This is a genomic window from Mesorhizobium sp. M0968 (genome assembly GCF_040319065.1).
In the GTDB taxonomy this organism is placed as follows: Bacteria; Pseudomonadota; Alphaproteobacteria; order Rhizobiales; family Rhizobiaceae; genus Mesorhizobium.
The window spans coordinates 277,555-291,869 of sequence record NZ_JAMYNL010000006.1 but is presented as its reverse complement, the minus strand read 5'-3'; the positions used below and the strand labels follow the sequence as shown (position 1 = coordinate 291,869).

Below are 14,315 nucleotides of genomic sequence, written 5' to 3'. Positions count from 1 at the left end.
TGAGCGTGCTTGCATCCACAAGGCAATTGGACCGTCGTCAAATACTGAACGCGCTGAAGGCTTTTCGGAGCGGTGATTTCTCCGTTCGTATCGACAATGTCTACGCCGGCCTTGATTCCGAGATCGCCGACACCTTCAACGAAATCGTAGAACTCAACGATCAGGTCACGCGCGAGTTCGAACGCCTCAGCAAGGTCGTCGGCAAGGATGGCCGGATCGGCGAACGCGGCCGTGTCCGCAACGCCACCGGCAGTTGGGAATCGAGCGTCCGTTCCGTCAACGATCTGATCGAGGACATGGTTCAGCCGACGGCCGAAGTGGCGCGCGTCATCGGCGCGGTGGCCAAGGGTGACCTGTCGCAGACGATGATGGTCGAAATCGACGGCCGGCAGCTGCGCGGCGAGTTTCTGCGCATCGGCAAGATCGTCAACACCATGGTCGGGCAACTGGCCTCCTTCGCCTCGGAAGTGACGCGCGTGGCGCGCGAGGTCGGCACCGAAGGCAAGCTGGGCGGCCAGGCTCGCGTGAAAGGTGTGGCCGGAACCTGGAAGGACCTGACCGACAACGTCAACGCCATGGCGACGAACCTGACCGGGCAGGTGCGCAACATCGCCGAGGTGACGACCGCCGTCGCTTCCGGCGACCTGTCGAAGAAGATTACCGTCGACGTGAAAGGCGAAATCCTCGAACTCAAGAACACCATCAACACGATGGTCGACCAGCTCAATTCCTTCGCCTCGGAAGTGACGCGCGTCGCGCGCGAAGTCGGTACAGAAGGCAAGCTCGGCGGTCAGGCGCGCGTCGAAGGTGTCGGCGGCACCTGGAAGGACCTGACCGACAACGTGAACCTGATGGCCGAAAATCTGACAGGCCAGGTGCGCAATATCGCCGAGGTGACCACGGCCGTGGCGCTTGGCGACCTGTCGAAGAAAATCACGGTCGACGTCAAGGGCGAGATCCTCGAACTGAAATCGACCATCAACACCATGGTCGACCAGCTGAACTCATTTGCCGGCGAAGTGACGCGTGTCGCCCGCGAGGTCGGCACCGAGGGCAAGCTCGGCGGCCAGGCTCAGGTGCGCGGCGTCGCCGGCACCTGGAAGGACTTGACCGACAACGTCAATTCGATGGCCGAGAACCTGACCGGCCAGGTCCGCAACATCGCCGAGGTGACGACTGCGGTCGCTTCGGGCGACTTGTCGAAGAAGATCACCGTCGCCGTGCAGGGCGAAATCCTCGAGCTCAAGGACACCATCAACACGATGGTCGACCAGCTCAATTCCTTCGCCTCGGAAGTGACGCGTGTGGCGCGCGAGGTCGGAACCGAAGGCAAGCTCGGCGGCCAGGCCGAGGTGAAGGGCGTCGGCGGCACCTGGAAGGACCTGACCGATAACGTCAACCTGATGGCCGCCAACCTGACCGGCCAGGTCCGCAACATCGCCGAGGTGACGACCGCCGTTGCCCGCGGCGACCTGTCGAAGAAGATCACCGTCGACGTCAAGGGCGAAATCCTCGAGCTCAAGGACACCGTCAACACGATGGTCGATCAGCTCAATTCCTTCGCCTCGGAAGTGACGCGTGTGGCGCGCGAAGTGGGGTCGGAGGGCAAGCTCGGCGGTCAGGCGCATGTCGAGGGCGTCGGCGGCACCTGGAAAGATTTGACCGACAACGTCAATGCCATGGCCGGCAATCTGACCGTGCAATTACGCGACGTCTCCAAGGTAGCAACCGCGATTGCGACCGGCGACCTGACCCAGAAGATCACCGTCGATGCATTGGGCGAGATCCTGCAGATCAAGGACGTCATCAATACGATGGTCGACCAGCTGAATTCCTTCGCCTCCGAGGTGACGCGCGTGGCGCGCGAAGTCGGTTCGGACGGCAAGCTCGGCGGCCAGGCGCAGGTGCGCGGCGTCGCCGGCACCTGGAAAGACCTGACCGACAACGTCAATGCGATGGCCGCCAATCTGACCGGCCAGGTGCGCAACATCGCCGAGGTGACGACGGCAGTGGCGCTGGGCGACCTGTCGAAGAAGATCACCGTCGATGTGCGCGGCGAGATCCTCGAGCTGAAGGACACCATCAATACGATGGTCGACCAGCTGAATTCCTTTGCCTCGGAGGTGACGCGCGTGGCGCGCGAGGTCGGCACCGAAGGCAAGCTCGGCGGCCAGGCGCAGGTGCGCGGCGTTGCCGGCACCTGGAAGGATCTGACCGACAATGTGAATTCGATGGCCGAGAACCTGACCGGCCAGGTCCGCAACATCGCCGAGGTGACCACCGCTGTGGCGCGCGGCGACCTGTCGAAGAAGATCACCGTCGACGTCAAGGGCGAGATCCTGGAGCTGAAATCGACGATCAACACCATGGTCGACCAGCTGAACTCCTTTGCCGGCGAAGTGACGCGTGTCGCCCGCGAGGTCGGCACCGAGGGCAAGCTCGGCGGCCAGGCGCGGGTCGAGGGCGTCGCCGGCACCTGGAAGGACCTGACCGACAACGTCAATCTGATGGCGACGAACCTGACCAACCAGGTGCGCGGCATCGCCGATGTCGTGACCGCGGTCGCGCAAGGCAATCTCAAGCGCAAGCTGACGGTCGATGCCAAGGGCGAGATCGCCTCGCTCGCCGACACCATCAACGGCATGATCGAGACGCTGGCGACCTTCGCCGACCAGGTGACCAACGTCGCCCGCGAAGTGGGCATCGAAGGCAAGCTCGGCGGCCAGGCCCGGGTGCCCGGCGCTGCCGGCCTTTGGCGCGACCTGACCGACAACGTCAATCAGCTCGCGGCCAACCTGACCACCCAGGTGCGCGCCATCGCCGAGGTGTCGACGGCGGTGACCAAGGGCGATCTGACCCGCTCGATCAGCGTCCAGGCCTCCGGCGAGGTGGCGGCGCTGAAAGACAACATCAACGAGATGATCCGCAATCTGAAGGACCAGACGCTGAAGAATGCCGAGCAGGACTGGCTGAAGACCAATCTCGCCCGCTTCTCGCGCATGCTGCAGGGCGAGCGTGACCTGGCCACGGTCTCGCGCCTCATCATGTCCGAACTCGCCCCGCTGGTGAATGCGCAATATGGCGTGTTCTATGTGACCAACCGCGACGAGGATGAATTCTATCTGGAGCTCGCCGCCTCCTATGGCGCCGAAAGCAAGGCGGAAATCAAGCAACGCCTCGATCTGCGTGAAGGGCTTGTCGGGCAGAGTGCCGCCGACAAGCGCGCCATCATGCTGGACAATGTGCCGCCGAATTTCCTGCGCGTTACCTCCGGCCTTGGCAATGCCGCGCCGGCGAACGTGATCATTCTTCCGGCTCTGTTCGAGGACGAGGTGAAGGCCGTCATCGAACTCGCCTCGTTCAGCGAATTCCGCGACACGCACCAGTCCTTCCTCAACCAGCTGATGGAATCCGTCGGCATCGTTCTCAACACCATCGCCGCCACCATGCGTACCGAAGGCCTGCTCAAGCAGTCGCAGCTGCTGACCTCGGAATTGCAGGCGCGTCAGACCGAACTGACCAAGAAGCAGGAGGAGCTGCACGCCACCAACGAGGAGCTGCAGGAAAAGGCGCAGCTGCTCGAGAACGAAAAGAAGCAGGTGGAGAACAAGAACCTGGAAATCGAGATGGCGCGGCGGGCGCTGGAGGAGAAGGCCGAGCAGCTGGCGCTTACCTCGAAATACAAGTCGGAATTCCTCGCCAATATGAGCCACGAACTGCGCACGCCGCTGAACTCGCTGCTCATCCTTTCAAACCTGCTCGCAACCAACCAGCAGGGCAATCTCAACGACAAGCAGGTCGAGTTCGCGCGCACCATCAATTCGGCCGGCACCGACCTTTTGAGCCTGATCAACGACATCCTCGACCTGTCGAAGATCGAATCGGGCACCGTCTCGATCGACATCAACGACATGCCGGTGGTGCATCTTCGCCAGCACATGGAGCGAACCTTCCGGCAACTGGCGACCGACAAGGGACTTGGCTTCACCATCAACGTCGATCCCGAGCTTCCGGAGACCGTCCGCACCGACGAGAAGCGATTGCAGCAAATCGTGCTCAACCTTTTGTCGAACGCGTTCAAGTTCACCTCGCAAGGCGAGGTCCGCTTGAATTTCCGGGCCGAAAAGGCGGGCCGTCACAACGGTTCGGCGCAACCCATGGAGGCGCTCGCGATCGTCGTCAGCGATACCGGCATCGGTATTCCGCAGGACAAGCAGAAGCTGATCTTCGAAGCCTTCCAGCAGGCCGACGGCACCACAAGCCGCAAATATGGCGGCACTGGGCTTGGGCTTTCGATCAGCCGGGAGATTGCCCGGCTGCTTGGCGGCGAATTGAGGGTCGAGAGCACGCCGGGCAAGGGTTCGACGTTCACTCTGGTCATTCCATTCGACGGACCCCGGATGGCCTTGGCCCCGCAAGCGGCGTTGCTGCCGGCGATGGAGGTGGCCGCGACGACGGCGCAGCCGAGCCCGCCGTCCTCCGAATTGCTCGATGACCGCGACACGATCTCGTCGGAAGATCGGGTCGTGCTGATCGTGGAGGACGACCCGACCTTCGGCGGTTTGCTGCTCGGCCTTGCACGTTCGGCCGGGCTGAAAGGCGTCCTGTCGACCGCGGGCTCCGGCACGCTGGCTTTGGCACGCAAGCTGGTTCCCGACGCGATTACGCTCGATCTCGGACTGTCGGATATCGACGGCTGGGTGCTGTTCGATCTGCTTCGCCATGACCCGAAAACCAAGGACATTCCCGTTCATGTCATCTCGGGCGCCGAAGACATCGAGGTGCTTGCCCGCAAGGGTGCATCCAGCATTTCAACCAAGCCCGTATCGTCGGACGAACTGATGAAGGTCTTCCAGGATATTCATTCCAGAAAGCTCCGCGTCCAGAGCCGCGTCCTGATTGCCGATCCCGATCCCGAGCGCCGCCTTTCGCTGATCGAGGCGATCCGCGACGGCGTCACCTCGGTCACCGCGATCGGCCGCGTCGCCGCGAATGCGGACGATATCGGCATCGCCAACTATGATGCCGTTGTGCTCGGCTTTGGCCGCTCGGCCAAGGACAACGCCCAGATGCTGGATGAGATTGCCGTCCTGTTCGGACAGTCGGTGTCGCGGCTGCTGTTCTTTGCGCCTCATCCGGAAGCGCTGCAACAGTCGCTCGCCTTGCATCCGGCATTGGCGGACGTTCCGCGGGCGGAGAATTTCGCGCAGCTGGCTCTCCTGATATCCGCGACGCTCCCGGGGCGAGGCCACGACAACAATAGTGCGGCAGCCGAACAGCCGGACAAGTTCGACCTCGCCGGCGCAAAGGTCCTCATCGTCGACGACGACATCCGCAACATCTATTCACTCACCAGCGTTCTCGAGACCTATGACATCCAGGTGCTGCATGCGGAGCGTGGCCGGGAAGGTATCGCGCTTCTGGAGCAGAGCCCGGACATCGATGCGGCACTGATCGATATCATGATGCCGGAAATGGATGGCTACGAGACGATGCGGCAGATCCGCAGCATGCCGGCGATCGCCCATATCCCGTTGATCTCGGTCACAGCCAAGGCAATGAAGGGCGACCGGCAGAAGTGCCTCGACGCCGGCGCCTCCGACTACATCGCCAAGCCTGTCGACCTTGATCTGCTGCTGGCATTGCTGCGTGTCTGGATCGGCCGTTCGCGATCCCGTGTTCATGGTCCGGAAAAGACGCTCATGGCAGTGAACTGACGGCCGCTCGATGCAGAAACTGTCGAGAAACGGAGCAAGGAAGCTGGAGGTTATGGCGCCGGCAGCAGGGCCGGCAAAGGCGCGCATCCTGGCCGTGGATGACGACGAGCGCAATCTGCTGGCGATCGGCGAGGTTCTGGCCCCTATCGGTGAAGTCGTCTGCGTGCAGTCGGGCGAAGAGGCGTTGCGCGCACTGCTGAAGGAGGATTTCGCAGTCATCCTGCTGGATGTGCTGATGCCCCGGCTGGATGGCTACGAGACCGCGGGATTGATCCGCCAGCGCGAGCAATCCAGGCGAACGCCGATAATTTTTCTCACCGCCATCAACAAGGAAGACGCGCACATGCTGCGCGGCTACGACGCCGGCGCGGTCGATTACGTGTTCAAGCCTTTCGACCCGGCCATGCTGCGTTCCAAGGTCGCCGTGTTCGCCGAACTTCATGAGAAGACGCTGGAAATCCAGCAAAAGGCGGCTGCCGAGCAACGGCTGCTGGCCCAGGCACTGCAGGCGCAGAAGGAAAAGCTCGAGGCCGAGCGAGCCCTGCGCAGCGCCCAGGAGCGGCAGCATGCCATTTTGAGCTCTCTTCCGGTCTGCTTCCACGCAAGGGCGGCGGAGCCGCCGTTCGGCGCCAGCTTTGTCACCGAAGGGGTCGAACGCCTGACCGGCTTTCCTCCCGAACGCCTGACATCCGATCCAGGCTTCGGCCTGAGCCGGGTTCATCCCGACGATCTGCCGAGAGTGAGGGAGGTCCTGCTCGCAGCCAAGGCCGCCGGCTCCTACACCTGCGAATTCCGCTGGCAATGCGCCGACGGCAATTACCGGATTTTTCTCGACCAGGGCGTCCTGTCGAATGGCTCCGACGGCAAAGAGCCTGAGATCCTCGGCACGTTGCTGGACGTTACCGAGCGGCGCGAGCTTGAGAACCAGCTGCTGCAATCGCAGCGCCTCGACGCGATCGGCAAGCTTACCGGCGGGCTGGCGCATGATTTCAACAATCTGCTTGCCGCAATTCTCAGCGGATTGGGATTGCTCGAGCGCCACGCCGAGTTCGATGGACAGACCAGGCAGGTTCTGGAACTGACACGCCGGTCGGCAAAACAAGGCGCCGAGCTCGTCAACCGCATGCTTGCGTTCTCGCGCCGCCAGACGCTGAGGCCGCAGGCCGTGCGCCTCGCCGCGCTCGGCGATACAATGAACGGGTTGGTGGCCCCGGTCCTGGGCGGCCTGATCCGTTTCGATTGGCTTGTCGACGACACTGTGTGGCCGGCGCATGTCGATGCCAGCCAGCTGGAGCTCGCGCTGATGAACCTGGTCTTCAACGCGCGCGATGCCATGCCGTCCGGCGGCACGATAATCGTGGAGGCGCAAAATCGAACGCTAGGCCGTGCAGCCGAGGATATTTCGGCGGGCGACTATGTCGTGGTCACCGTCAAGGACACCGGGTCGGGCATACCGGCTGACATTCTCGCCAAGGTCGTCGAACCGTTCTTCACCACAAAACCGGTCGGCAAGGGCACTGGCCTCGGTCTGAGCACGGTGCATGGTTTCGTCAAGCAATCGGGCGGCACGCTTCGCATGGAAAGCACCGTCGGCAGTGGAACATCCGTCCAGCTCTGGCTGCCGCGTTCAATCGAGCGTCCGGTCGAAATCCCCGAGAAATCCGATGCCGACGACAGCGTCGTGAATGCCGGCGAGGACTATCCATCGGTCCTGCTGATCGACGACAGCAACGTACTGCGGGAACTGACGGCGCAATCGCTTCGCCAACACGGCTTTGCGGTTACCTGTGCCGCGGGCGGTGCCGAAGCGCTGGCGATGATCGAGCGCGCGCCGTACGATTTCGATGTCATCGTCACCGATTTTGCCATGCCGCTCGTCTCGGGCCTGGAGGTCATTCGGTTCGCCCGCAATCTGCGGGCCGATTGGCCGGCGGTGATGATAACCGGATATGCCGATGCCGACGCGATCGCCGGCCGGCCCCCCGACGTGCCGCTGCTCGGCAAACCGCTGCGCGACAAGGATCTTGTGGAGAGCATTCTTGCAGCGGCCGCGCGCGCCGGCTCGCAGAAAGCCAGGCAGGCCCAGCCGGTGAAAGGCGGGTACCGGTTTTCGACCTGAGGAGACAAGCCTCATCGAATCGAAACGGTACGTTCCGTATCCTCGATCGTCCGCGACATCCAGCCTGTGCGCAACACGGAGCGCCGGCCATGCCGCGCTCGACGGGCTGTGATGCGATTGATAAGCCCTCTCCGCAAGGAGAGTCGAGACATGACCGTTGCGATCGAGATGGGCCAGACGAGCGCAGGCGCCCCGGCGGCGCTGGATCTCGAGGAGCTGCTGGCGACCCGCCTTTTGGTGCAGGGCAATTCGGGCTCCGGCAAGTCCCACCTGCTGCGCCGGCTCTTGGAGCAGAGCGCGCCCTGGGTGCAGCAGACCATCATCGACCCCGAAGGCGACTTCGTGACGCTGGGCGACCGTTTCGGCCACCTGGTGATCGACGCCGAGGAGCATACCGAGCGCGGCCTGCAGAGCGCCGGCGAGCGGGCGCGCATCCACCGCGTCTCCACGGTGCTCAATCTCGAGGGGCTCGACGCCGAGAACCAGATGCGGCGCGCCGCCGCCTTTCTCGGCGGGCTTTTCGAGGTCGCCCGCGACCACTGGTACCCGATGCTGGTGGTGGTTGACGAAGCGCAGCTGTTCGCGCCGGCTGTCGCCGGCGAGGTTTCCGACGAGGCGCGCAAGCTCTCGCTCGGCGCCATGACCAATTTGATGTGCCGCGGCCGCAAACGCGGGCTGGCCGGCATCATCGCCACCCAGCGGCTGGCCAAGCTTGCCAAGAACGTCGCGGCCGAGGCTTCCAATTTCCTCATGGGCCGGACCTTTCTCGATATCGACATGGCGCGCGCCGCCGACCTGCTCGGCATGGAGCGGCGCCAGGCGGAGGCTTTTCGCGACCTCGAGCGCGGGCAATTCATGGCGCTCGGCCCGGCGCTGTCGCGCCGTCCGCTGGGCTTGCGGATCGGCCCGACCGATACAAGTCCGCGCAACGCGACCCCGCGCCTGATGCCGCTGCCGGAATCGGCGTTGGAGGACGCGCGCGCGATCATCCTGGCGGCCCCGCCGCCCGAAACCGTCCGGCCGCAGCGCCGGTCGTCGCCGGACCTGCTCGACCAGCTGATGGCGGCGAAATCGGCGGCGCTGGAAATCCGCCCCGAAGCGGTGGAGCCGCCGATCAGCGCCGAGGATTTGGCGGAGCGCCGCGAGCGCGTCGACCGGGTGCTGCGCGCCGTGCTGGCGCAACCCGATGCCGGCTTCCGGGTCATCGGCGTGCTTTATCAGGAGTTCGTGGTCCGCTGCCGCATCGAGGGCCTCGCCTCGGTCGTGCCGGACCTGCCGGAGTTCCGCCGCATGCTGACCCGCGCCCGCGCCGGCCTCGGCTCCGACATGGCAGGCGATGACGCTTGGCAGGACGTCTCGGCGCGCGCCTCGCTGCTCCCCGAGGACATGCAAGGCGTGTTCATGATGATCGCCCGCGCCGCCAAGGAAGGCTGGCCCTGCCCGAGCGACGCGGCGATCGCCCGCGCCTACGGCTCGCACTCGCTACGCCGCGCCCGGCGCCTGCTGATATATATCGAGGAGCAGGGGCTGATCGTCTGCCAGCTCGACGGGGTTGGAAGGCGGACGGTGACGCTGGTGGAGCTCGCCTGGGCGACCGCGCCGGGCGATCCCAATGCAGAGGACGCGGAGCAGGGGAGTTTGGCGGTGTAAGGGCTGATGCGGTTCCGATAGCGAAATGGCGGCTTTAACGTTTGAAGAAGGGTTGCGGACGTTCAGCCCGACGGGACCAAGGTCTGTTCCCAGGTCTAGCCGCCCCCTCTCAATGGCATCCCCGGACCGCCCGGTGGATCTGCATCGCAAGTGGCGGGTGGCGGGGCAGCCACAGGGTGGACATTTCAGCCCACATCGAAAATGATCATGTTGCCATGCACACACTGTAGTGCTCTGATTTCGACGAAAGCCTGAGCGTAGAAGCGGATCAACCGACCTCCGGGTCCAGCGAGCGAGGACGCAAATGGACACCCAAGAGAATGGGCAATTGCATCGCGACGCGGGCGGGCGACCCTGTCGATCGGCCGGCTGGCTTACCCGCGCCGCCGTGTTGGCGGCATTCCTGCTCGGCATGGCTTTCAGCAGCACTGCGTTTGCGCAGGACCAACAGTTACCCGTGGTGACGGCGGCCAAGCCGGTGGTCCGTGAAATCGTCGAAGACGACGAGTTCGTCGGGCGCTTCGAAGCCGTCGACCAGGTCGCCATCCGTTCGCGCGTCAGCGGCTATCTGGACAAGGTCAGCTTCCAGGACGGCGCACTGGTCAACAAGGGCGACCTGCTCTTCACCATCGACCAGCGTCCGTACCAGGCGGCTTATGATGCCGCCAAGTCGCAAGTGGACGTCGCCAAGAGTCTGCTCGAATTCTCCAAGATGCAGCTGGATCGCGCCGACGAACTCGCCAAGACCGGCAATATTTCAACCGCGACGGTCGACGACCGCCGGCGGGAATACCTTTCGGCGCAGGCGCAGATGCAGGGCGCGACGGCTGCGCTGACGACGGCCAGACTGAACATGGAATTCACCGAGATCAAGGCGCCCTTGTCCGGCCGCATCGACCGCCGGCTGGTGTCGGTCGGCAACCTCGTGCAGCCGGATTCCACCTTGCTGACGACCATCGTTACGCGCGATCCGATCGACTTCTATTTCGACGTCGATGAGCGCCTGTATTTCAGCTACGCCCGCGACGCGAAGGAGCGCGGCGGCAGCATGCAGGAAGGCGCCGGCGGGCTTGAGGTGGTGGTTCGCGTCGCCGACCGCGCGGAGGCGGTATTCAAAGGCAAGCTCGATTTTGCCGAGAACCGGATCGACAACGCGACCGGCACCATGCGGGTGCGTGCAAGATTTCCCAACGCCGACGGCATTCTCCAGCCAGGCATGTTCGGGCGCATCAACGTGCCGGGGTCGCTGCCGCATAGCGGCGTGCTGGTGCCCGACGAGGCGATCGGCGCCGATCAGGATCGCCGCATCGTGTTCCTGGTGGATGAGGCCGGGATGGTGTCGGCGAAGCCCGTGCGCACCGGCCCGCTTCTCGACGGCTACCGGGTGATCCGCCAGGGCCTGACCGGCGATGAGACGATCATCGTCAACGGGCTGATGCACGCCAGGCCCGGCACCAAGGTGAAGGTCGAGATGGTGACGTTGCCGCCCAGGGCCGAGACCGCCGAGTTGCAGCAATGAGGTTCGCACATTTCTTCGTCGACCGTCCGATCTTCGCATCGGTCGTTTCGATCGTCCTGCTGATCCTTGGCGGGATTGCTTATACCCAGCTGCCGGTCGCGCAATATCCCGAGATCGCGCCGCCGACCATCGTCGTTCGCGCCCAGTATCCGGGCGCAGACGCCGACACGGTCGCAGCGACGGTGGCAACGCCGATCGAGCAGGAGATCAACGGCGTCGAGGGCATGCTCTACATGTCGTCCTATTCGTCGGGCGACGGGGCGATGGCGCTGACCATCACCTTCAAGCTGGGCACCGACCTCGACCAGGCGCAGGTGCTGGTGCAGAACCGCGTGTCGGTCGCCGAGCCGCGCCTGCCCGAAGAAGTCCGCCGCCTCGGCATCACCACCACCAAGACCTCGCCCGACCTGATGATGGTCGTGCACATGCTGTCGCCCGACAATACCTACGACCAACTCTACGTCTCGAACTACGCCCGCTCGCGGGTGCGCGACATACTGCTCAGACTAGACGGCGTCGGCGACCTCATCATCTTCGGCGAACGCGAATATTCGCTGCGCATCTGGCTCGATCCGGAAAAACTGTCCGCCCTGGGGATGACCTCGGGCGATGTGGTGCAGGCGCTGCGCGACCAGAATGTCCAGGTGTCGGGCGGCTCGATCGGCGCGCCGCCGACCAGCACCGGCACGGCGTTCCAGTACACGGTCACAACGCAAGGCCGCTTCAACGACGCACGCGACTTCCGATACGTGATCGTCAAATCGACCGACGACGGCCGCCTGATCTCGCTCCAGGACGTGGCGCGCATCGAGCTCGGCGCCAAGGATTACGTCACCAACTCCTATCTCAACGGCAAACCGGCGGTGGCGCTCGCCATCTTCCAGCGGCCGGGCACCAATGCGCTCGCCGCAGCCGCGGAGATCCAGGACAAGATGAAGGAGCTTTCCCGCGACTTCCCGAAGGGGTTGAGCTACGACATCGTCTACAATCCGACCGAGTTCGTCGCCGAGTCGATCCAGGAGGTCTACAAGACGATCCTCGAGGCGATGCTGCTGGTCATCATCGTCATCATCGTCTTCCTGCAATCGTGGCGCATGGCGATCGTGCCGATCGTGGCGATTCCCGTGTCGCTGATCGGCACGCTGGCGGTACTTTACGCCGCCGGCTTCTCGCTCAACATGCTGACGCTGTTCGGCCTCGTTCTGGCGATCGGCATCGTCGTCGACGATGCGATCGTCGTGGTCGAAAACGTCGAGCGCAATATCGCCAGAGGGCTGGCGCCCAGTCCGGCGTCGCACCTGACCATGGACGAAGTCGGAACGGCCGTCATCGCGATCTCGCTGGTGCTGATAGCCGTGTTCGTGCCGACAGCCTTCATCCCCGGCATTTCTGGGCAGTTCTATCTGCAGTTTGCTATCACCATCGCGGTGTCGACGGCGATCTCGGCATTCAATTCGCTGACGCTTTCGCCGGCGCTGGCCGCACTGCTGTTCAAGCCGCATCACGCCGCGGCGGCGCCGCCGCGCTTTTTCCTGGCGCGGTTCGGACGGGCGCTCGCCGACGGCTTCAATCGCGGCTTCGACAGGGTCGCCCATTGGTATTCGAGCATTATCCGCGTGCTGGTCGGCTCGTGGATAACGATGGCCGCCATGCTGGCCGTTTTCGCGGCCCTCATCTACGCCACGGTCTACATGGTGCAGGCGGTGCCGCGCGGTTTCATTCCGTCGCTTGACCAGGGCTATGCGATCGTCGTCGTCCAGTTGCCGGACGGCGCTTCGCTGTCGAGGACCGATTCGGTCATCCAGCAGGCGTCGCAGATCATCCAGAAAACGCCAGGCGTCGATTACGCTGTCGCCTTCGCCGGCTTCTCCGGCGCGACCTTCACCAACGCCAGCAACGCGGGCGTGATCTTCGCCAGGTTCAAGCCGTTTGACGAGCGACTGAAAGCCGGCCAGTCGGCGACCCAGGTCATCGGCAATCTGTTCGGCAGCCTGCAAAGCATCAAGGAAGCCTTCATTATCGCACTGCCACCGCCGCCGATCCGCGGCGTCGGCAATGCCGGCGGCTTCAAGCTGCAGATCCAGGAGCGCAACAGCGCCGACATGCGGCAGATCCTGGCGCTTGCCTACGAAATCGCCGGCAAGGCCAACAAGACGCCGGGGCTGACGGGCGTGTTCACCACCTTCTCCGCGTCGAGCCCGCAATTCTTCCTGGAGATCGATCGCGACAAGGCGCGCATCCTGAACGTGCCGATCCCCAACATCTTCGAGACGCTGTCGATCAATTTGGGCACCGCCTACGTCAACGACTTCAACGCGTTCGGGCGCGTCTACCAGGTGCGGGCGCAGGCCGACCAGGCGTTCCGCCTCGATCGCGCCGACATCTTGAAACTGAAGGTGCGCTCGGCGACCGGCGCGCTGGTTCCGCTCGGCACGTTGATCGAGATCCGCGACGTCACCGGCCCGGCGCTGGTCCAGCGCTACAACATGTACGTCTCAGTGCCGCTGCAGGGCAACGCCGCGCCCGGCGTTTCCACGGGCGACGCGCTGGCATTGATGGAAGGGATCACGGCAAAGACGCTGCCCGCCGGTACCTCCTATGAATGGACCGAGCTCGCCTATCAGGAGCGCAACACCGGCAATGCCGCTGTCTATATTTTCGGACTGTCGGTGCTGTTCGTGTTCCTGGCGCTGGCGGCGCAATATGAAAGCTGGGTGCTGCCGTTCGCCATTGTGCTGGTGGTGCCGCTCGGCGTGCTCGCGGCGTTGCTCGGCGTGTCTTTCCGAGGGCTGGACAACAACATCCTCGTGCAGATCGGCCTCATCGTGCTGATCGGGCTTGCCGCGAAGAACGCGATCCTGATCGTCGAATTCGCGCGGCAGGCGCAGGAACGCGGGCTGTCGGCCGCCGAGGCTGCCGTCGAAGCCTGCCGGCTCAGGCTGCGGCCGATCCTGATGACCGCCTTCTCGTTCATCCTCGGCGTCGTGCCGCTGATGATCGCAACGGGACCGGGCGCAGAAATGCGCCAGTCGCTCGGCACCGCGGTATTCTCCGGCATGCTCGGCGTCACCTTCGTCGGCCTGTTCCTGACGCCGGTGTTCTACGTCACGCTCAGGTCGCTGTTTTCACGGCGCAAGCCCCGTGCCGAGGCCGAACCTTCGGGGCCGGCAGAGGCGCCATCGGAGACGGCCGCCGAGTAGGGTTACGAATTCGCCGCGCGAGCGCGGTTATCACTCCAGAAAATCGGCGCGGCGCGGCAACGGCTACGATCTGCGCAACCTCGGCGTCGAGGTGCCGCGGAGACCCTGCT

Annotated in this window: 5 protein-coding genes; all 5 read left to right on the top strand. The window is 64.1% G+C overall.

The genetic code is table 11. From position 1 onward, the window contains the following. Positions 1-5: 5 nt before the first annotated feature. Positions 6-5,717, top strand: coding sequence for a HAMP domain-containing protein (locus NKH67_RS13900; RefSeq protein WP_352501159.1), 5,712 nt, complete (start codon positions 6-8; stop codon positions 5,715-5,717). A gap of 52 nt (positions 5,718-5,769) precedes the next feature. Further along, positions 5,770-7,836, top strand: coding sequence for a PAS domain-containing hybrid sensor histidine kinase/response regulator (locus NKH67_RS13895; protein WP_353031155.1), 2,067 nt, complete (start codon positions 5,770-5,772; stop codon positions 7,834-7,836). Positions 7,837-7,986: 150 nt separating this feature from the next. After that, positions 7,987-9,486, top strand: a complete 1,500-nt coding sequence (locus NKH67_RS13890; RefSeq protein ID WP_352767273.1) for a helicase HerA domain-containing protein — start codon at positions 7,987-7,989, stop codon at positions 9,484-9,486. Between the two features lie 412 nt (positions 9,487-9,898). Continuing rightward, a complete protein-coding gene (locus NKH67_RS13885; protein ID WP_353031203.1) occupies positions 9,899-11,005 on the top strand; it encodes an efflux RND transporter periplasmic adaptor subunit in 1,107 nt (368 codons plus the stop codon). After that, positions 11,002-14,205, top strand: a complete 3,204-nt coding sequence (locus NKH67_RS13880) for an efflux RND transporter permease subunit (RefSeq protein ID WP_353031153.1) — start codon at positions 11,002-11,004, stop codon at positions 14,203-14,205. Before NKH67_RS13885 ends, NKH67_RS13880 begins: the two co-directional genes overlap by 4 nt. Positions 14,206-14,315: the final 110 nt, after the last annotated feature.